Raw genomic sequence first — 19840 nt, 5'->3', positions numbered from 1 at the left:
AGAGAGACGTTCTTTTCAACAAACTTAAAAGCGATAAAATGTAAGATTATTCACCCTTTTCTGATAATTATGCCTTAGAAAGTATAAAATACCTAAAATATTATTTAGTTATTGGATAAAATGAAGTATTATAGGAGTAGTACCGATTTATAATGTAAAAATTCGGCTGTTAGCCAAATTAGATATTTTGAGGAGGAAGATGACATGACAGTAGCAAAAATCGTATTTGCCAGCGCAACAGGGAACACAGAAGGGATTTCCGAAATCTTGGAAGATGCTTTTAAAGCATTGGACGTAGATGTGGAACGCATTGAAGCGGATGATGCGGATGAAGATTCATTTGAAGATGCCGATATCTGTGTAGTCGCTACTTATACGGATGGGGACGGAGAAATTCCTTTTGACTTGGAAGATTTCTTCGATGAATTACCAGACCAAGAACTTGAAGGCAAAGTCTTTGGGGTTGTAGGTTCTGGGGATAGTGAATTGTATCCAGATTACTTCTGTCAAGCAGCCATCGATTTCGATGAAGCATTTGCTAAAACTGGCGCTAAAAAAGGTGCGGAAGTCGTGAAAATCGAAAACGCAGCAGATGATGAAGATGAAGAAGTGTTGAAAGCTTTTGTGAAGGCTCTAACAGAAGCCTAATCGCAAGGAACATAAAAAAGGGGAATTTTCGTTGTTTAAAATTGTTGAAAGAACAGAATTGAATCCAATCGAATTTGAAATTTTTGTTGAGGCGCCAAGAATTGCTAAGAAGGCCAAAGCTGGTCAATTTGTTATTCTGCGCATCGATGAGCTGGGGGAGCGAATTCCATTGACGGTTGTGGATACCGATGAAGAAAAAGGTTTGGTACGCCTGATTTTTCAAGTAATCGGCAAATCAACAGCTGCACTAGCTGCATTACAGGCGGGAGATAGCCTAGCAGATGTGGTGGGTCCTTTAGGAAAAGCAACGGAAATTGAAAATTATGGAAAAGTATTACTAGTAGGAGGCGGGGTCGGCATCGCGGCCCTCTTCCCAATCGTTAAAGCACTGAAACAAGCGGGGAACCATGTGACTACAATCTTGGGTGCTAAAAATCAAGAACTAATGATTTTGGCCGATGAGTGTCAAAGGTATTCCGATGAGTTAATCGTGATGACGGATGACGGTTCTCTAGGCCAAAAAGGTTTAGTAACCGATGCGATGAAAGAAGTATTTGCCAGAGAAAACATTCAAATGGCTTGGGCAATTGGGCCAAGTGTCATGATGAAGTTTTGTACGTTAACTGCTGAAGTGGCAAATGTGCCAATCTTCGTTTCCTTAAATCCGATTATGGTGGATGGTACGGGAATGTGTGGTGGCTGTCGTGTGACGATTGATGAGCAAATTAAATTTGCCTGTGTCGATGGGCCCGAATTTTTAGGGGCTGGCGTCGACTGGGATGAGTTTATCAACCGAATGGGACAGTATCGCAAAGAAGAAGGCATCAGTAACGAAGCTTATGAAAAGCAGGTGACGCACAATGGCTAAACGCAGTTATACGAAAACACCTATGAAAGAACAAGCCGCGGATGTCCGGAATAAAAACTTTTCGGAAGTTGCACTGGGCTACACCTTAGAAGAAGGCCAGTTGGAAGCAAGTCGCTGTCTGCAATGTAAAAATGCGCCTTGTATTCAAAATTGCCCGGTCATGATTGATATTCCTGGCTTTATCAAACACATTGAAGAGGGGGATTTACAAGCGGCCCATGAAGTCTTGAGCAAATACACGAATTTGCCGGCGATTTGTGGCCGGGTGTGTCCGCAAGAAAAACAATGTGAAATGGTTTGTCGCTTAGGCCGGTCGAAAAAATTTGAACCGGTGGCGATTGGTAAGCTAGAACGTCTCGTGGCGGATTGGGCGCTGACGCAACCGATCGAAGTGGCTACGACCGTCCATGACAAAGGGAAAGTCGCGGTGATTGGTTCCGGTCCTTCTGGTTTAACCGCAGCGGGGGATTTGGCGAAGCTGGGCTATGATGTGACGATTTTTGAAGCACTTCATGCACCTGGTGGCGTTTTAACATATGGTATTCCGGAATTCCGGCTACCTAAAGCCACGGTACAAAAAGAAATCGAGCGCATTAAAGCATCTGGCGTCAAAATCGAAACCAATGTGGTAGTGGGGAAAACCATTACCATGGAAGAGATTCAAGAAGAATTTGCGGCTTGTTACCTGTCTGTAGGCGCCGGAGCACCAAACTTTATGGGGATTCCTGGAACTTCTTTAAACGGGGTCTACAGTTCTAGCGAGTATCTGACGCGAATCAATTTGATGAAGGGCTATGAATTTCCAACCTACGATACCCCAGTTCAACAATCAAAAAATGTGGTTGTAATTGGTGGGGGCAATGTGGCCATGGATGCAGCTCGTTCGGCAAAACGTCTGGGAGCGGAAAATGTGACGATTATTTACCGACGCTCTAGAGAAGAATTGCCAGCCCGGGAAGAAGAGTATCATCATTCCGTGGAAGAAGGCATTCAGTATCATTGGTTAAGTAATCCAGTGGAATACATCAATGATGGGTCTGGAAAGTTAACCGCCGTTAAATGTGTGAAGATGGAGCTGGGAGAACCGGATGAATCCGGTCGTCGTCGCCCAGTAGTGGTTCCTGGAAGTGAATTTATCGTAGAAGCGGATACGGCTATTGAAGCGATTGGACAAGGGGCTAACCGAGTCCTATTGGATACTTTCCCAGAACTCCAATTGAACAAATGGGGCTATATCGATGCAGATCCTGAAACCGGACAAACTTCCATTCCAGGCATTTTTGCTGGTGGGGATATCGTAACCGGGGCTGCTACCGTGATTCTTGCCATGGGAGCAGGGAAAATCGCAGCTGCTCAAATCGATGAATACATCCAAGAAAGTGTACCCGTTCAATAAACAGTATTTGAAGCAACTCCAGGAGAATTTCCTGGAGGGCTTCAAAGTGGATATATGGGAGAAGCAAAATTAGGGAACTTGCCGATTGCTGATTCATGTGATCAGTCGTCGTCAAGTCCGCTTAGTTTGGACTTCTCTTACAGTGATACAACAGTCTGATTATTAGGCGCTAAATAGCAGGGATTTATTCTATTTGAGTCAAGATTTTATTATAAGGGGTGAACCAGGCACATGAAAAAAATGAAAACCATGGATGGAAATACTGCGGCGGCTTATGTCTCCTATGCTTTTACCGAAGTAGCAGCAATCTATCCCATCACACCAAGCTCGACTATGGCTGAGGTTGTGGACGAATGGGCTTCGGTCCATGAACAAAAAAACATCTTCGGGGAAACAGTCAATTTAGTTGAAATGCAATCTGAAGCTGGGGCTTCGGGAACGGTTCACGGCTCATTGAAGACCGGGGTTTTGACCACGACTTATACGGCTTCCCAAGGATTACTATTGATGATTCCCAATATGTTCAAAATCGCTGGAGAACTCTTACCAACAGTTTTCCACGTAGCGGCGCGGGCCGTTTCGACCAATGCATTGTCGATTTTTGGAGATCACAGTGACGTGATGGCTGCTCGGCAAACAGGTTTTTGTATGTTAGCCGAATCCAGTGTCCAAGAAGTAATGGATCTGTCTGCCGTGGCTCACTTGGCTTCAATCGAAGGCAGTTTACCATTTATGAACTTCTTTGATGGCTTTCGCACGTCCCATGAGTTACAAAAAATCGAAGTTTTAGATTATGACGATTTAAAAGAAATGGTCGATCAAGAGGCCTTGACGAATTTCCGTAATAGAGGTATGAATCCAAATCATCCTTATGTTTCCGGGACTGCCCAAAATGGGGATATCCATTTCCAACAAAGAGAAACTGTCAACCAATTCTATGACCGCATGCCGGCAATTGTCCAAAAATACATGGGCAAAATCAATGAATTACGGGGAACAAATTACGATTTGACGGATTATTATGGTGATCCAGAAGCCACAGAAGTTATCATTTCCATGGGTTCTGTCTCCCCAACGATTCAACAAACCGTAAATTATTTGAATGCCCAAGGCCGGAAAGTAGGGCATTTGAACATTCACTTGTACCGTCCATTCCCAGCAGAAAATATTTTAGAAAAATTACCGAAGAATGTGGAACGCATTGCAGTCTTGGACCGCACCAAAGAACCCGGTTCTGACGGGGAACCATTGCTATTGGATGTACAAAGTATTTTGTATCGCCACAGCAATCGCCCAATCGTAATCGGTGGTCGTTATGGGATTGCCTCAAAAGATGTGACACCGGACCAAATCGTGGCGGTTTTTGATCATTTGCAGTTACCTGCAGACCAATTGAAATATCGCTTCACTGTAGGGATCAATGACGATGTGACGCATTTGAGCTTGCCACAAAGTGATATTTTAGACTTGACTAACCCAACTACTTTCCAAGCAAAATTCTGGGGCTTTGGCTCCGATGGTACGGTAGGTGCGAATAAGCAAGCCATTAAGATTATCGGGAACAATACGGATATGTATGCTCAGGCGTATTTCGATTATGATTCGAAAAAATCCGGGGGCTTAACGGTTTCCCACTTGCGTTTTGGGAAGCAGCCAATTCTGTCCACTTACAACGTGGAAGCGGCGGACTATATCGCGTGTCATAACAGTTCTTACATTCATCAGTATGATTTGTTAAAAGGACTAAAAGACGGGGGTACCTTCCTCTTAAATACGGTATGGGATGAAGAGCGAGTTCATAAAAACTTGCCGACTCATTTGAAGAAATATATTGCAGAGCACAATATCAACTTCTATATCATCAATGCCATGGAAATTTCCATGAAACATGGTTTGGGACGGCGCATTAACACAGTTTGTTCCGCGGCCTTCTTTGAAGTAACTGATATGATGGATCGTGCAACCTTCTTACCATTGTTAAAACAAGAAGCAGAAGCGGCTTATGGGAAGAAATCTCGGAAAATCGTAGAAAACAACTGGGCTGCAATCGATGCAACCTTTGAAAACTTAATCAAAGTGACTGTACCAGCTGAGTGGAAAGATTTGACTATACCAGCACCTCGTGTGGATACCAGTGACAAACCGGCTTATGTACGGAACATTTTAGAACCGATTAGTCGCAAAGAAGGGGACAATTTGTCCGTGAAAGATTTGATGGACAATGGGATGCTAGCCGGTGCGATGCCAATGGGAACCGCTGCTTATGAAAAACGTGGCATTGCTTTGGAAGTACCGGAATGGTTGCCAGACAAGTGTACCCAATGTAACGAGTGTGCCTTTGTTTGTCCCCATGCGGCGATTCGACCATTCTTAGCGGAAGAAGACGAGTTGGAAGAAGCACCAGCAGGCTTTATTACACGGAAAATGCGGGGCGCGGATGGCTTAGAATACCGCATCCAAGTATCCGTAGAAGACTGTACCGGATGTGGTCTTTGTGCCGAAGTTTGCCCTGCCAAGGAAAAAGCTTTGGTAATGCGTCCTTATGAAGAACGCAAAGAAGATGCGGTTAACTGGGCTTTTGCTATGACCTTGCGTCAAAAAGTGAACCCATTGAAGAAGACCTCTGTGAAAGGTTCACAGTTTGAACAACCACTTTTGGAATTCTCTGGGGCGTGTGCTGGTTGTGGGGAAACACCATACATTAAATTGTTGACCCAATTGTACGGTGACCGCATGATGATTGCCAATACTACTGGTTGTTCCTCCATCTGGGGAGCTTCTGAACCTGCGACTCCTTACACGGTGAACTGCGAAGGCAAAGGGCCTGCTTGGTCCAACTCCTTGTTTGAAGACAATGCCGAGTTTGGGCTAGGAATGTATGTGGCGAACGAAACCAAACGGAAACGCTTGGCAACGGCAGTGACGAAAGTCTTGGCAGAAGGCAAAGGTAGCATCGCAACGCAAGAACTATTGCAAGATTGGTTGGAACATGTTCATGAAGGCGATGGTACGCAACAACGGGCAACCAAAGCAATCGCTGCTTTGCAAGGAGAAACAGATCCTGCTTTACAAGGTTTGCTCGTTCATGAAGACATGTTTGCCAAACCAAGTCAATGGATCGTCGGTGGGGACGGTTGGGCTTACGATATCGGGTACTCTGGTATCGATCATGTCTTAGCAACTGGTGCCGATGTGAACATCTTCGTTATGGATAACGAGCTTTATGCGAATACCGGGGGCCAAATGTCCAAAGCAACACCATCTTCTGCTATTGCGAAATTTGCCGCTGGCGGGAAGAAGACGAAGAAGAAAGACCTTGGGATGATGGCAATTGCCTATCAAGATGTCTATGTAGCGCAAATTTCCCTTGAAGCGAATCCGGCCCAAGCGATGAAAGCCATTGTGGAAGCTGAGGCTTATCCTGGACCTTCCTTGATTATTGGGTACACCCCATGTATCAACCACGGTATCAAAGGTGGCATGAGCAAATCTGCGGAAAATGCCAAAGCCGCTGTAGAATCTGGTTACTGGCAATTGTACCGCTACGATCCACGCCTTCGTGAAAAAGGCAAAGACCCAATGCGGATGGACTTCAAGAAAGCCGACTTCGATAAGATGACCGACTTTATGGAAACCCAAGTTCGTTTCTCTGCTTTGCGGAATATCAAAGAATCCGGCGAAGAAGTGGACGAAATGTTGGAACAAACAGCTGATGAATTGGAAGAAAGAACCAAAGTTTACAGCGATTTGGCCAGCTTGAAGAAATAAAATAAAAGAGCGTCGCAACGAGTACTCATTACTTGTTGCGACGCTTTTTTTGCCGATTATTCCATTGATTCAGCTAATGTAACGGTGTGCTCTTTGCCAGCGAGCCAGTAGCTGACTTTCTTGCCTTTGAAAGCTACCTCGATGGTTGGGGTGTCAGAAAAGTTCTTTCTAGCATGACCGAGGCAGGCTAAGATTATGGTTTCCTTGCCGGGAGCGACTTCAAAGTGTCCTTGAGGCAGGTGGGTTTGCGGGTAGAGCAAGTTGGTATTTGGTTCCGGTTGGGTGACTTCACAACTGCCTGGCGTGAAAAGCTTGATCCCCGTAGTACCTACGGAAGTTTCGGCGTAGGCCAGTTGTTTTCCATTGGTCACCTGGCCATCCTTTGGTGCGGAGAAACTACCAGCCAGTAAATGCAGCGAGCGCTGGGTTTCGATTTGGTGGATACGAATGTGCCACGGGTAGCAAGGAATCACAAAGGTTTTAATGGTGACGTTGGACCAGGGCTGCCACAAATTGTAAACATAGTCATCGTGAATGCGGTATTCTTTAAAACCAAAGGCTGTTTGATAGTTTGTTTCTTGTTCCGACAGGGCTAAGGTACTGTCGAAAGCGCCTTGTTTTGGTAAAACACTGCCTTTCGGGACGCTGAAGCCAAAGGTGGTGGAGTAGACGTACTTTTCATATTTGGCCTGGCCGTGGGCGTGTTCGTGGGAATGCTGCCCAGTGGTAAAGGCCTGTAATTCCTGACCGTCATCGCTGTGTACTAGGAGCATGCGACTGTGGGGATTGAACACTTGTTTTGGAAAGGTTGGACAAGTTTCCGGTAGTTGCCAAAAGGCGTCGTCTTCTGGTAGAGCCAGGAGAATAAAGTTTTTAAAAGCCCAGTAAGGAGAACCTGGCGCATTGTAGCCTTCTGCCATAACCAGATTTGGATAGGCATAGCCAATGGATAAAAGCCCATCCGTGGTAAAAATCGGTTGTTGGAACCATTGACGCATATTGTTCAAAAGCAAGTATTTGCCTTCTGCTTGAGAGAATCCGGTAAAATCTTGCTTGGCAAAAGCCGCGGCGGCAAAGAAGGCAGACTGGGCGAAGCGGTAGGTCAAGCTCCGGCCAAAGGGAAGTGCAGCTCCGTTTTTACTGAACCAGTCTTTAAAGGTTGTGGCAAATACAGTAGCACGCTTGCGAAAGATTTTTGCATACGGGCTTTCCTTGTGACTGGTCAGTTGGGCATACAAGAGGCCGTAATACTGCATGCCAAATGGAATGTAGTAGTCGATTTGGTTTTCGTAGCCGTCGAAGTACCAGCCATCTGCTAAGTAATAGTGCTGAATTTCTGCTAAATCATTCTCCAATTGTTCTGCGGGAAAAGGATAGTTCACGATTTCAAAAAAGCTATTGACCAAAATTCGGAAAAACAACCAGTTGGTAGGGGGAATTGTGTGTTGGTTAATCTGATTGAGCCATTGGCAAAGCTGTTTTTGTTCAGTCTTGGTGAAACTGTCGTAGCAAGATTCCTTGGTTAAAATCAAGAAGGTTGCCAAAGCGCCCATTTCCACGAAGAGTTGGTCATAGTCTTGCAATTCACCCCAGTAAAAAGGACTATCGGGATTTGTTCCGGCGAGAATCCCGCTTTTGGTTTGGTTAAAGAGTGTGGGATAGGCTGTAATTTTTTCTGGATGATGAAAGAGTGGGCCTAATCCCCATAAGGTGCGTAAAAAGCCCTCAATTTCTTGCCGGGGCTGGTCGTATACCGTGCCACTATCGCCTAAGTGCACCCGACCTTGTTTTTCTTGGGCCGCCATTAAGCGATACACCGGCTGAACCAGATCCAAAAGGGCCTGTTCCAAATCTTGTCTGGTTTTCAAAGGATTCTCTTTTACCACATTCATACAAACGCTTCCTTTCATTACTTTTGTCTATTTTACTTTATTTAGTAAAAAATATAAATGTTTTTCCTGTTTTTTTGACTGAAACTAGGTATAATATGGGGTATATCAAAGTAAAAAAAAGAAAGTTGGTTTGAACATGACAAAATTGCAGTTACAGATCGTGAATCAAGCAGGAGAGCAAAAGGTTGCAAAAATTGAGAGCGATACCAAAGAAGTGCCAATGCTTGCCACAGGAGAAGACTTTGTAGACTTGGCTGCACGGCATTTTACCTATGAAGATGGCGACCAAATCCGCTTGACTTTGGATCAACCAAAGCAATACTTGGTGGTAAAATTCGATGAAACACTGGATGCAAGTTTGGTTTATGTGCCAAACCAAGAATGGATTTATCCAATTTCCATGTCGGACAACGCCATTGAATCCCGGGCAGATGGTCGTTTTATGAGTGAGCGTCACTATTTAAGTGCCCGTGTAGCTACGAAAGAAGAAATCCAAAGCTACCGCAACTGGGCGCTAAACCCTCATGACGGGAAAGAATTCCATGGGGCCTATCCTCACGCTCATGCCAATGTGGAAACGCGGAATGACGCGACTTTCTTTGCTTGCAATGCCATTGATGGGGTCTATGCAAACTTGTCTCACGGTTCGTATCCTTATCAATCTTGGGGCATCAATCAAAACTTAGACGCGGCATTGACCATTGATTTTGGTCGAGAAATCGAAATCGACCAAGTAGCCTTTACACTGCGGGCGGATTTCCCTCACGATAGCTACTGGACCCAAGTTTCATTGACTTTTTCTGATGGGACGAAAGAAGTCTTCCAAACCGAAAAAACACCGACGCGGCAAGTTTTTGACATTGCCAAACGCAAGGTAACCTCCGTGACTTTCTGCGAATTGATTCAAGCCGAAGACGAGTCACCGTTTCCTGCTTTGACCCAGATTGAAGTTTTTGGTAAAAACGTGTAAAAGGAGGCAATCATGCTAAAAGCAGAGATTTTAGCAGCTGCAAAAGAATATGTCGCAAGCGGTGAGATTCCTTATTTGCCGCTTGCGGGGTATCAGGAGTATTTGACTAGTGGCAATCGCCTGCATTTTGAAGAGCGTTACTTTGCTCGGCGACGGCAACTAGCAGTTTTGGCATTGGCCTATGAGTTGCAGCCCGCCCAGGAAACGAAGGAACTTTTAGAGCAAGTCATCTGGGAAGTCTGCAATGAATACACCTGGGCTTTGCCAGCTCATTTGCCCATTGTAGAAGGTACTTTCGGGCAAGGCAGCGACTGCTGGTTGGACTTATTTGCCGCTGGAACTGCCCAAACCATCGCCGCTTGTTACGAAAAAATGGGCACAGAATTTTCCTTCTTAACCCAGGAGCGGATGTTGCAAGAGTTGGAACGGCGGATTTTTCGGCCTTTTGAAGCACATAACTGGGAATGGGAGGAAAAAGACAACAACTGGAGTGCGGTCGTGGGTGGCAGTATCGGGATGGTGATTTTAGCCGTGATGCCAGCAAGTCCGCGGCGCAAGCGCCTGCTTAAGCGTCTTGAAAAAAGCCTGGAAAGCTATCTTAGCGGTTTTGGAGAAGATGGCGCTTGTGTGGAAGGAGTTGGCTATTGGAGCTATGGCTTCGGCTATTTCCTTTATTACTGTGAAAAATTGCGTAAGGTCACAGGGGACGATCATTTTCTAAAACGGGAGAAGGTAAAGCAGATTGCAGCCTTTCCTTACTATGTGTCCTTAGGCGACGGGGCTTATCTGCCATTTTCCGACTATTCCCAAGTGGCGCTCGCCAGTGGGCTTGTGGCCTTTTGTCAGGAGTATTTTGGCGTAGCGGTGCCCCCAGTTCCTGAGAGTTCTTTGGATTTTGATCACTGCTATCGTTATGCTCAGCTTGAGTGGAACTTGAGGTATCACGGGCAACCGGTGACGGATTCTGCTGCTATTGATCACTATTTTGCCGATGCCCAGTGGTGGGTGAAAAAAGACCAAGGGCAAGTTTTTGCCGCAAAAGGTGGTCATAATTACGAAAGCCACAATCATTTAGATGTGGGGCATTTTGTCTATGGCACCAGTGAGCAGTTGTTCTTAACGGATCTCGGGGCGGGGGAATACACCAAGGAGTATTTCCAAGAGGCAACTCGTTATGACTTTTTTGTCAATCAAGCTCAAAGTCATTCCATCCCGCAAATTAACGGAGTTTGGCAACAGGAGTCAAAGGAAGCGCCCTTGGCGATAAAAGGAGAAAACCAGCTGAGCTTTACTTTAAGTCATTTTTATCCTGGCAGTCAGGTGGAAGAGTTTGAACGAACCTTCACTGTAGCCGACAAAGAAGTGACGTTACTGGATGCTTTTCAATTTAGCCAAGATACAAATGTTGTTTTGGAAAACTTTATTACCCCGGTAAAACCACTTATTCAAAAGAATAAAGTGCGTTTGCAAGGGACAAAAACTGCTTGCACCCTTGATTTTGAAACCGAAGCACCGGAAGTAAAACGAGTGGTTTATCAAGACCATCATGGGCAAGAGCAAGAAGCATACTTGGTTCAAGCCCAGTACCAACTGGCACAGCAAGGGACCATTTCCGTGAAGCTGAGCTTAGCAAACTAAAAAGAGCTGCAACCTTTTTTGGAAGGTTGCAACTCTTTTAGTTTGCTCTAGGTTTTCCAGTGGAGTCGCGAACTACAAGTTCGGTGCTTAAAAAGATCCGCTGAGCGACTACTGGGGATTTTATTCGTTTGGCTAGTAAGTCCACGGCAGCTTCGCCCATGTGCTCTGTAAAGGCTTTCACAGAAGACAAAGGGGGAGACACGTATTGCGAGATGGAGATATCATTGATGCCCATCACGCTAATGTCTTTCGGAATTTTGATATTCCGGGCTTTCAAGGTATGAATTACGCCAATCGCAAAGGCGTCGTTGGCCGCTAGAATAGCGGTAGGTAGCTCGTCTTGCCATTGTTCCAAAGCAAATTGGGTGAGAGCCTCACCGGTGGCAACATCCAGACGGCTGTTGTCCCGCATAATAAAGTAATCTTCGTCTAAAAGACCTTGGCTGCGCATGATATCCCGAAACGTATTGGCGGTAGGGGTTTTGTAACGCCGGAAGCCGTACATATTTTTACTTTCCTCTGCTCCGATAAAGGCGATTTTCTTATGTCCCAAGTCCAGTAAGTGCTGAAGCGCCAATTCAGTTGCTTGGGAAAAGTCCGTATTGACGGAATCGTAGTCATTTAAAGGAAAGTTACTACCGATTACGCAGAGGTTTGCATGCAAATTGCGCAACTTGTCGATGGTTTCTTGGGTGAACTTCCCAATTGCCAAGAGCCCGTCTACGCTTTGAGCAATGGATTCGTCGATTTGGGAAAATTTTACTACCGTATAACCTAATTCCGCTGCTCGCTTTTCCACGCCTAGGCGGATGGACATGTAGTAAATATCCTCCAGTTCCTCGTCGTCCAGTCGCCATTGGATGATACCGATACTGGTTTGACTTTCTTTTTTCTCCACTGGCTGACGATTTTTTTGTTTTACTTTGTATTTGGTGTAGTTCAAATTCTCAGCCGCTTCAAAGATTTTGCGCTTGGTTTCTTCTGTTACGGATAAGGTAGGATCGTAATTTAGAACCCGGGATACGGTTGAGATAGACACTTCGGCAGCCCGGGCAATGTCTGTAATTGTGGCCATAGATCCCACTCCCTTCAAATTGTTATTACATTTAGTATATGTGTTTTTAGTAAAAAAATAAAGGATAAAAGCGCTTAATTTGATTTTTTTACTTTTTTTAGCAAAATGTATTGATTATTTTCCTAAAAAAAATGTAATATCTAGATATCAAGAAAGCGTTTTACAAAGAGGGAAGCAAAATGAAGAAGAAAATGCTGATATTACTAGCTTTCAGCCTGCTGACCTTAGGGGCTTGTGGCAATGACAAGCCCGAAAGCGAAACGGTGAATGATTTTAGTAAAGAAGCGATTACGAATTTGAAGTCCCAGACGAAGGCCTATTCCGATGAAGAGCTGCAAGCCGGAGAGGTACCTTTAAATGAATATATTCAAATTGAAGGCGAGATTACGAAAACCGATGGTGGTAAAAAAATTACCAAGGGCGATCGCTTCGTCTTACAAAGTGGCAATAGCCAGTATCAAGTATTCAATGAACAGGAAGCGCCACTTTCTCTTGGTGATCGGGTGACCGTCTACGGTGAGTACTACGGCATTATCAAGGGCATGTTAATCGAAAGGAATGAATAAGCATGATGAATCCTCGGATTCGCCAAAATCCATTTGAATCATACGAAGATGTGGCTAGCGGGTTTCAAGATTTACTCGCACCCTTAACGCCTTTCTTTGCCGGCAAGCCGGGGCACTTGGATTTAGGAACTCATGGTTCTGTGTATTTACGCCAAGTGCGAGAAGTCGAAGCTTTCCTACGACCGCTTTGGGGCTTAGGACCTTTTATCACTCAAGGTAGCCATGAGTTAACTGCTAGCTACTTGGCAGGCATCATTGCCGGTACGGATCCTGAGAGTGAAGCCTACTGGGGCGACACGGTGGACTTCGATCAGCTGTTTGTGGAAATGGCTTCCTTAAGTACGTTTCTACTATTAAATAAAGAACAAACTTGGGATCAACTAACCCAAGCGCAACAAGACAACCTGCACGCATGGTTAATGCAAATCAATGACCATCGGATTCCAGATAATAACTGGCATTTCTTTAGAGTCTTAGTCAACACCGCCATGAAGCACATGGGCCGCAGCTATTCTACTGAAATGGTGGATCAAGATCTAGCCGCCATCGATCGGTGTTACCAAGGCAAAGGCTGGTACTGTGACGGAGTGGAGACGCAAATTGACTACTATGTCTCATTTGCCATTCATTATTACGGCTTACTCTATAGCACCTTTGAGCCGGCTAATCCGCGCTCTGAGGTCATTAAAGAGCGAGCGACAGAATTTGCTCAAACCTTTAAATACTGGTTTGCTGCTGACGGGGAGGCCGTGGCCTTTGGTCGAAGCTTGACCTATCGCTTTGCGCAAGTTTCCTTTTTCAGCGCTTTGGTTTTTGCCAATGTGGAAGCCTTGCCTTGGGGGGAAATCAAAGGCTTAATCAGCCGCCACTTGCACAACTGGATGCAGCAAGACATCTTTACTGCGGACGGTCTACTATCGGTAGGCTATCATTACCAAAATCTGGTCATGGCAGAAGGCTACAACGCACCAGGCTCTCCTTACTGGGCCTTTAAGAGTTTCGTCTTGTTAGGAGTTCCAAAAGATCATCCTTACTGGCAAGCAGAAGTATTGCCCTTGACGGTTCCTAAGCGCCGGCTGTCACTTCCTGAAAGCAAAAATTACTACGCTTACAATGAAGACTATAGCCACTTGCTCATGTATCCCGCAGGTCAATACATCAATTATCAAAGTTTTGCCAGCGCGAAATACAGCAAGTTTGTCTATTCTTCCCAATTTGGTAACAGTGTTCCTAAAGATCATCACTGGTACTACGAAGGTGCCTATGACAACTGTTTAGCGGTTTCGGAAGACGATCAAGATTTTCGCACGAAGGACTTAGACGCCAGCTACGAAATCTTAGCCGACCGGGTGATTCACGAGTGGCGACCATACCGAGATGTGCGGATTCGCTCCACAATCGTTCCCTTAGAAGGCTGCCACGTGCGGGTCCATGAAATCACGAATGACCGGGACTTAGTGGTCTATGAGGGTGGCTTTTCCACTCCTTTAGAAGAAAAAGTCTTACCTCAAGCTACGGGGCTAACCGCCGAAGTAGTCAACTCGGTGGGGACTTCCGGCATCAAGGGGATATACGGGTTCACGGAAGCCGGCATTGTGCGACCAGAACCAAATACGAATTTGCTCTATCCATTAACGGTATTACCCTTTGCTAAAGCAAGTTTGGCAAAAGGCAAACATATCTTAGTTTCCCTGGTAACTGGGCTGATGCCTGGTGAAACAGTGGAACAACCGACAGTGATGGTCCAAGGAGATCAAGTGACCATTCACCAAGGAAATCAACACGTACAAGTAGGAAAGTAGGAGAAAAAATGGATGTTATGACCACGGAAAAAAGCTTAGCTTGGTTGCCTGGGCAAATCGAGTTTGCTTTGGACAAAGTGAGAGGAAACTTGGAGACATTTCGCGATTTGGTACCACCAGCAGCCAGTGAAAATCAAGTCTACCAACCAGAAGAAAACATCGACTGGACCGCTAGTTTTTGGCCAGGGATGCTATTTTTAGGCAAAGAATTAACGCAATCCACAGAGTTTGACGAAGTATTGGCTCGCCAAATGCAGTCTTTCCAACACCGTTTGGATGAAAAAATTGCTTTGGAAACTCATGATATCGGCTTTTTATACAGCTTAACGGCGGTGGCGGATTACCGCATTAACCACACACCCGCTTCCAAGGAAATGGCGATTAAAGCCGCCGACCTTTTAATGGAACGTTATTCACCAAAAGCGCAAATCATTCAAGCGTGGGGCAATCTGGACGATCCAGAACAACGGGGCCGGATGATCATCGACTGCTTGATGAACTTGCCACTCTTGTATTTCGCTTCCGAAATGACCGGAGATGCGAAATACAAAGAAGCGGCTTACAATCACGCAAAACAAACGCAAAAATACATCGTACGGGACAATGACACCACGTTCCATACGTATTACTTCGATACCGAAACAGGGGAGCCAATCGGTGGGAAAACACAACAAGGCTTTTCCGATGATTCTTGTTGGGCACGAGGACAGGCTTGGGGGATTTATGGCTTTACATTGAGCTACTTGCACACTGGGGATGTTAGCTTTTTAGAAACAGCGCAAAAAGTAGCGGATTACTTCATTAAAGAATTGCCACAAGACAAAGTCAGCTACTGGGATCTAGTCTTCCAAGACGGCAGTGGCGAAGAACGAGACAGCTCAGCAGCGGCTATTGCGGCTTGCGGGTTGTTGGAATTATCTCGTCAATTGCCTCTAAGCAATGAAAAACATGATTTCTATCAAGAAACTGCCGTAGCAATCATGGCCTCCTTGGCGGAAAACTACACAGCAGGTCCTGATTCAAACGGGATTCTCCTGCATGGGGTTTACGACAAAAAAGGTGGCAAAGGCGTAGACGAATGCATGATCTGGGGCGACTACTACTACTTAGAAGCGCTAACCCGATTGGCAATTAGTTGGTATCTTTATTGGTAATTACAGAGGCGACTCTGAATTAGAATACAAAAATTGGAGGGTTTACAATGAAACTTTGGAAAAAAGGATTAGCAGCAACTGCCTTATTAGGGTTGAGTATGACAATGGCAGCTTGCGGCAACAACAGCAGTGATGACAAAAGCGACAGCAGCAAAGAAAAAGATGGCGACGTTACTTTAAAAGTCACTACTTGGAACTATGACACCACCCCTGAGTTTGAAAAATTGTTCCGTGCTTTTGAAGCCGAAAATCCTGGTGTTACCGTAGAACCTGTGGACATTGCCTCAGACGACTACGATACAAAATTAACTACCATGCTATCATCCGGCGATACAACAGATGTCTTGACTATGAAAAATCTGTTGTCTTACTCCAACTACGCATTACGTGGTCAATTGCTTGATTTGACTGACCACATTAAAGACATTGATATCGATCCTGCCAAAGCAAGCTACGACATGTACGAAGTAGACGGCAAAACTTACGCACAACCATACCGGACAGACTTCTGGGTATTGTACTACAACAAGAAAATGTTTGACGATGCTGGCATCGACTATCCAAACAACCCAACTTGGGATGAATACGAAGAAATGGCGAAGAAACTTTCTAAGCCTGACGAACAAGTTTACGGTACTTACCAACACACTTGGCGTTCTACTACTCAAGCAATCGCAGCCGCTCAAAACGATGCGAACTTGATCGACCCAGACTATGGCTTCATGGAAGACTACTACGATCGCGTATTGCGCATGCAAGACGACAAATCTCAAATGGACTTTGGTACTGCGAAATCAACAAAAGTAACGTACCAATCTCAATTCGAAGGTTCAAAAGCTGCAATGATGCCAATGGGAACTTGGTACATGGGTGCTTTGTTGACCAACATCGACGCTGGCAAAACGGATGTAACTGACTGGGGTATCACTTCTATGCCACAAAAAGAAGCTGGTAAATCTGTAACATTTGGTTCACCAACTGCTTATGCAATCAACAAAAACGCTGAACACAAAGATGTCGCACAAAAATTCCTAGACTTCTGTGCTGGGGAAGAAGGCGCGAAAGTCTTGGCTGAAGTCGGTGTTGTACCTTCTTACAAGACAGATGCAATCGACGAAATGTACTTCTCAAGAAAAGGTATGCCAACAGATGAAATCTCAAAAGCTGCCTTTAACCCAGAAACAATCGCCATCGAATTCCCAGTGGATGAAAATGGTCCAGCAATCGACAAAGTATTGCAAGAAGAACACGAACTAATCTTGGTTGGAGATGAAACACCTAAAGAAGGTATCGCCAACATGGAAAAACGCGTAAAATCTGAAACAGAATAAGAAGAGTAGTCATACGGCGAGGTTTTCCTCGTAAAACCTCGCCGGACTCTTTTTATCAGGTATTTGATTCTGCAACGCAACTGAATACTGTACCTACGATAGTGGTCTATTAGTTAGCACAAGTAACAAGGCCTATTCTTTAAAAGCTACTTTTAAAGGTTAACTGTAGGATGACCTTGCAATTATCACGGGAGGGGGCCCTGCTGTACATAGCAGGATACAAATATGGAAATTACTGGAAAAAGCAAAGCGGCTCATAAACTACGCCGCAAAAACACCTTAACAGCACTCTCATTTATCGCACCAAACTTCATCGGGTTCTTCTTATTTACGTTGATTCCCGTTATCTTCTCACTAATCTTAGCCTTTATGAAATGGGATTCTTTTGGAACACCAGAATTTGTGGGCTTGAAAAACTTCTCAAAAATGTTAAACGATGATACCTTCTGGATTTCATTGAAGAATACGTTCCTTTATACCATTGGCGTGGTACCATTGACTTTGATCTGTTCTTTAGGTTTAGCCATTTTACTCAATAAGAAGATTCGGGGCATGAAGTTCTTCCGGACTGCCTTTTTCTTCCCTTATGTTACGTCTTTAGTAGCAATCGCCGTAGTTTGGAACATGTTATTCCACCCAACCATGGGTCCGATTAACCAATTCTTGAAACTTTTCATCGAAAACCCACCAGGCTGGACTTCTAGTTCCGATTGGGCTTTGACCGCCATTGTCATCGTCAGCGTATGGCGGGGCATGGGTTACTACATGATTTTGTATTTGGCAGGTTTGCAAAGTGTGCCAAAAGAATTGTACGAAGCAGCATCCATGGACGGAGCTGGTAAATGGAAACAATTCCTAAACGTTACCGTACCATCTTTGCGCCCAACAACATTCTTTGTCACGATCATGCTAGTCATTAACTGTTTCAAAATCTTTGACTTGGTGCAAGTAATGACCGCCGGTGGTCCAGGTCGGGCTACCAACGTATTGGTTTACCAAATCTATAACGAAGCGTTTGTGAAATTTAACTTTGGCTATGCCTCCGCAATTGCGATGGTACTCTTTGTCATTGTTTTATCAATTACGGTGATCCAATTCAAATGGAATCAACGTCAAGAACGCGTGTAGGAGGAAAAAGACATGGAAGCAACCGTTTCAAAAAAAGAAAGTGTTAAAACAAAAAAGAAGCAAAAACTCACCATGGGTAGTATCCTCTTGATTGCTCTTTTAACGCTGTTGGCGCTGATTACTTTAGTACCATTCATCTGGATGTTATCCGCTTCATTTAAGACGAACAACGAAGTCTTCAGTATTCCCATTCAATGGATTCCGAAATCTTGGCATCCAGAAAACTATTCCGTGATCTGGGATCGGATTCCTTTGATGACCTTCTTCAAGAACACTGCCTTTTTAAGTGTTCTAATCACTTTGATCCAATTGTTGACTTCAAGTTTTGCTGCATACGGCTTCTCAAAAATGCACTTTAAAGGCCGGGATGTGTTATTCTTAGCTTACATCGGTACCATCGCCATTCCTTGGCAATCTTACATGATTCCCCAATTTATCATGATGCGTCAATTGCACTTAACCGATACGTTGTGGTCTTTGGTCTTGTTGCAAGCCTTTAGCGCCTTTGGGGTATTCTTGTTGAAACAGTACTACAGCAGTATTCCTGACTCCTTGTGTGAAAGTGCCCGGATGGATGGTTTATCCGAGTGGGGGATTTACCGTCGTATCATCTTGCCATTGACGAAACCAGCTTTGGCCAGCTTGACGATCATCACTTTTGTTAACACTTGGAACGACTACATGGGGCCATTTATCTACTTGACCTCTACTGAAAACAAAACGATTCAATTAGGTTTGAAAATGTTTGTGGGACTATTTGATGCCGAGTATGCTTTGATCATGGCAGCATCCGTGGTTTCCATCTTGCCAGTCGCTATCGTCTTCTTGTCCATGCAAAAATACTTCGTGGAAGGAATCGCGACTTCCGGTATGAAGAACTAGAGAAATGAGGAACGAGCATGTTTGCAAAACAACGCTTTGATACGAATATCTATATGAAACTCTTTCGTTGGGCTTATATCCTATTAATGGGAACGCTGTGTTTTAGTTTGGTAAACTTACCATTTTTCTTCGCAACGATTTCCTTGGCCATCGATGTGCGCAACGTGCTCTTCTTTGCTCTTAGTCTTTTGTTTGTCGGTCCCGGTTTTGTAGCTTTGTTCGGCATGATTGATGTCTTCAAAGAACACAAGGACGTGGAGCCGGTGAAAGAATTCTTCCGGAAATACCGTCAGTTTGGCCTACGTGGTTTTCTTTATGGCTTGATTGGTTGGGGTGCTAGTGTGGTTTGTCTAGCAGACGTGTATGTCTTTGCCAAACTTCCCGGAGGACAGTGGTTGATTCCGCTCTTCTTGATTTTGATGATTATCGGATTAGCCGTGAGCATCAATGCTTGGTATTACCAAGTGCGCAATCCCCAAGCAACCATGAAGGATGTGCTACGCTTGGCCTTTTACATGGCGTTGAAGAAATGGTACGCGAGTCTTTTGAACTTGGTACTCTTTGCCGCAATCTTCGCGGTAATGTTACTGAAACCGCAATTTGGCTTTGTGATTACCACAAGTCTATTTGCCGGCATTATGTATTTGAATCTTTCCTTTGCCGGAGGACGCAAGGAATAAGCAAACGACCGAACTTGCTCATGAGCAGGTTCGGTCGTTTTT

15 protein-coding genes are annotated in these 19840 nt (G+C 44.8%); 13 read left to right on the top strand and 2 right to left on the bottom strand.

What is annotated here, in order from left to right:
* Window positions 1-204 precede the first annotated feature (204 nt).
* The 4 genes from I579_RS00680 (at window position 205) to nifJ (ending at window position 6680) form a co-directional block, all read left to right on the top strand.
* Window positions 205-648, top strand: a complete 444-nt coding sequence (locus I579_RS00680) for a flavodoxin (RefSeq protein WP_010753131.1) — start codon at window positions 205-207, stop codon at window positions 646-648.
* Between the two features lie 31 nt (window positions 649-679).
* A complete protein-coding gene (locus I579_RS00675; protein WP_010753132.1) occupies window positions 680-1516 on the top strand; it encodes a sulfide/dihydroorotate dehydrogenase-like FAD/NAD-binding protein in 837 nt (278 codons plus the stop codon).
* Window positions 1509-2912, top strand: coding sequence for an NADPH-dependent glutamate synthase (gene gltA / locus I579_RS00670; RefSeq protein ID WP_010753133.1), 1404 nt, complete (start codon window positions 1509-1511; stop codon window positions 2910-2912). Before I579_RS00675 ends, gltA begins: the two co-directional genes overlap by 8 nt.
* A gap of 231 nt (window positions 2913-3143) precedes the next feature.
* Window positions 3144-6680 (top strand): pyruvate:ferredoxin (flavodoxin) oxidoreductase, encoded by a 3537-nt coding sequence (gene nifJ, locus I579_RS00665; RefSeq protein ID WP_034810325.1) that lies wholly within the window; start codon window positions 3144-3146, stop codon window positions 6678-6680.
* A gap of 56 nt (window positions 6681-6736) precedes the next feature.
* Here the strand turns inward: nifJ and I579_RS00660 are convergent, their stop codons facing one another.
* The gene (locus I579_RS00660; protein ID WP_010753135.1) at window positions 6737-8572 is read right to left on the bottom strand and encodes a DUF2264 domain-containing protein; all 1836 of its coding nucleotides are present in this window, start codon (window positions 8570-8572) and stop codon (window positions 6737-6739) included.
* Between the two features lie 136 nt (window positions 8573-8708).
* Here I579_RS00660 and I579_RS00655 point away from each other — a divergent pair, with 136 nt between their 5' ends.
* Window positions 8709-9542 carry a hypothetical protein gene (locus I579_RS00655; protein ID WP_010753136.1) on the top strand — a complete coding sequence of 278 codons (834 nt, stop codon included), beginning with the start codon at window positions 8709-8711 and terminating at the stop codon, window positions 9540-9542.
* A gap of 12 nt (window positions 9543-9554) precedes the next feature.
* Window positions 9555-11180, top strand: a complete 1626-nt coding sequence (locus tag I579_RS00650) for a hypothetical protein (RefSeq protein ID WP_010753137.1) — start codon at window positions 9555-9557, stop codon at window positions 11178-11180.
* 37 nt (window positions 11181-11217) lie between these two features.
* On the opposite strand, the gene I579_RS00645 is transcribed toward I579_RS00650, so the two are convergent.
* Window positions 11218-12255 carry a LacI family DNA-binding transcriptional regulator gene (locus I579_RS00645; protein WP_010753138.1) on the bottom strand — a complete coding sequence of 346 codons (1038 nt, stop codon included), beginning with the start codon at window positions 12253-12255 and terminating at the stop codon, window positions 11218-11220.
* Window positions 12256-12434: 179 nt separating this feature from the next.
* On the opposite strand from I579_RS00645, the gene I579_RS00640 reads away from it, so the two are divergent.
* The 7 genes from I579_RS00640 to I579_RS00610 all read left to right on the top strand — a co-directional run bounded on the left by I579_RS00640 (window position 12435) and on the right by I579_RS00610 (window position 19798).
* Window positions 12435-12821: a hypothetical protein gene (locus tag I579_RS00640; RefSeq protein ID WP_010753139.1), complete on the top strand. Its 387-nt coding sequence runs from the start codon at window positions 12435-12437 to the stop codon at window positions 12819-12821.
* Window positions 12822-12823: 2 nt separating this feature from the next.
* Window positions 12824-14623: a DUF2264 domain-containing protein gene (locus I579_RS00635; RefSeq protein ID WP_010753140.1), complete on the top strand. Its 1800-nt coding sequence runs from the start codon at window positions 12824-12826 to the stop codon at window positions 14621-14623.
* 8 nt (window positions 14624-14631) lie between these two features.
* A complete protein-coding gene (locus I579_RS00630; protein ID WP_010753141.1) occupies window positions 14632-15777 on the top strand; it encodes a glycoside hydrolase family 88 protein in 1146 nt (381 codons plus the stop codon).
* Between the two features lie 47 nt (window positions 15778-15824).
* Window positions 15825-17108: an ABC transporter substrate-binding protein gene (locus I579_RS00625; protein WP_010753142.1), complete on the top strand. Its 1284-nt coding sequence runs from the start codon at window positions 15825-15827 to the stop codon at window positions 17106-17108.
* A gap of 225 nt (window positions 17109-17333) precedes the next feature.
* A complete protein-coding gene (locus I579_RS00620) occupies window positions 17334-18236 on the top strand; it encodes a carbohydrate ABC transporter permease (RefSeq protein ID WP_010753143.1) in 903 nt (300 codons plus the stop codon).
* Between the two features lie 12 nt (window positions 18237-18248).
* Window positions 18249-19118 (top strand): carbohydrate ABC transporter permease, encoded by an 870-nt coding sequence (locus I579_RS00615; RefSeq protein WP_010753144.1) that lies wholly within the window; start codon window positions 18249-18251, stop codon window positions 19116-19118.
* 17 nt (window positions 19119-19135) lie between these two features.
* On the top strand, window positions 19136-19798 hold the full coding sequence (locus I579_RS00610) for a YesL family protein (protein ID WP_010753145.1): 663 nt from the start codon (window positions 19136-19138) through the stop codon (window positions 19796-19798).
* Window positions 19799-19840: the final 42 nt, after the last annotated feature.

It is taken from the genome of Enterococcus asini ATCC 700915, from assembly GCF_000407365.1.
GTDB classification, from domain to species: domain Bacteria; phylum Bacillota; class Bacilli; order Lactobacillales; family Enterococcaceae; genus Enterococcus_C; species Enterococcus_C asini.
The sequence above is the reverse complement of the archived record's forward strand: the minus strand, read 5'-3'. Positions and strand labels throughout refer to the sequence as shown.

Coding starts and splice junctions, on each gene's coding strand:
- I579_RS00620 (WP_010753143.1), top strand. CDS start 17,334: ATGGAAATTACTGGAAAAAGCAAAGCGGCTCATAAACTACGCCGCAAA.
- I579_RS00615 (WP_010753144.1), top strand. CDS start 18,249: ATGGAAGCAACCGTTTCAAAAAAAGAAAGTGTTAAAACAAAAAAGAAG.
- I579_RS00630 (WP_010753141.1), top strand. CDS start 14,632: ATGGATGTTATGACCACGGAAAAAAGCTTAGCTTGGTTGCCTGGGCAA.
- I579_RS00645 (WP_010753138.1), bottom strand. CDS start 12,255: ATGGCCACAATTACAGACATTGCCCGGGCTGCCGAAGTGTCTATCTCA.
- I579_RS00655 (WP_010753136.1), top strand. CDS start 8,709: ATGACAAAATTGCAGTTACAGATCGTGAATCAAGCAGGAGAGCAAAAG.
- I579_RS00660 (WP_010753135.1), bottom strand. CDS start 8,572: ATGAATGTGGTAAAAGAGAATCCTTTGAAAACCAGACAAGATTTGGAA.
- I579_RS00635 (WP_010753140.1), top strand. CDS start 12,824: ATGATGAATCCTCGGATTCGCCAAAATCCATTTGAATCATACGAAGAT.
- I579_RS00650 (WP_010753137.1), top strand. CDS start 9,555: ATGCTAAAAGCAGAGATTTTAGCAGCTGCAAAAGAATATGTCGCAAGC.
- gltA (WP_010753133.1), top strand. CDS start 1,509: ATGGCTAAACGCAGTTATACGAAAACACCTATGAAAGAACAAGCCGCG.
- I579_RS00610 (WP_010753145.1), top strand. CDS start 19,136: ATGTTTGCAAAACAACGCTTTGATACGAATATCTATATGAAACTCTTT.
- nifJ (WP_034810325.1), top strand. CDS start 3,144: ATGAAAAAAATGAAAACCATGGATGGAAATACTGCGGCGGCTTATGTC.
- I579_RS00640 (WP_010753139.1), top strand. CDS start 12,435: ATGAAGAAGAAAATGCTGATATTACTAGCTTTCAGCCTGCTGACCTTA.
- I579_RS00680 (WP_010753131.1), top strand. CDS start 205: ATGACAGTAGCAAAAATCGTATTTGCCAGCGCAACAGGGAACACAGAA.
- I579_RS00625 (WP_010753142.1), top strand. CDS start 15,825: ATGAAACTTTGGAAAAAAGGATTAGCAGCAACTGCCTTATTAGGGTTG.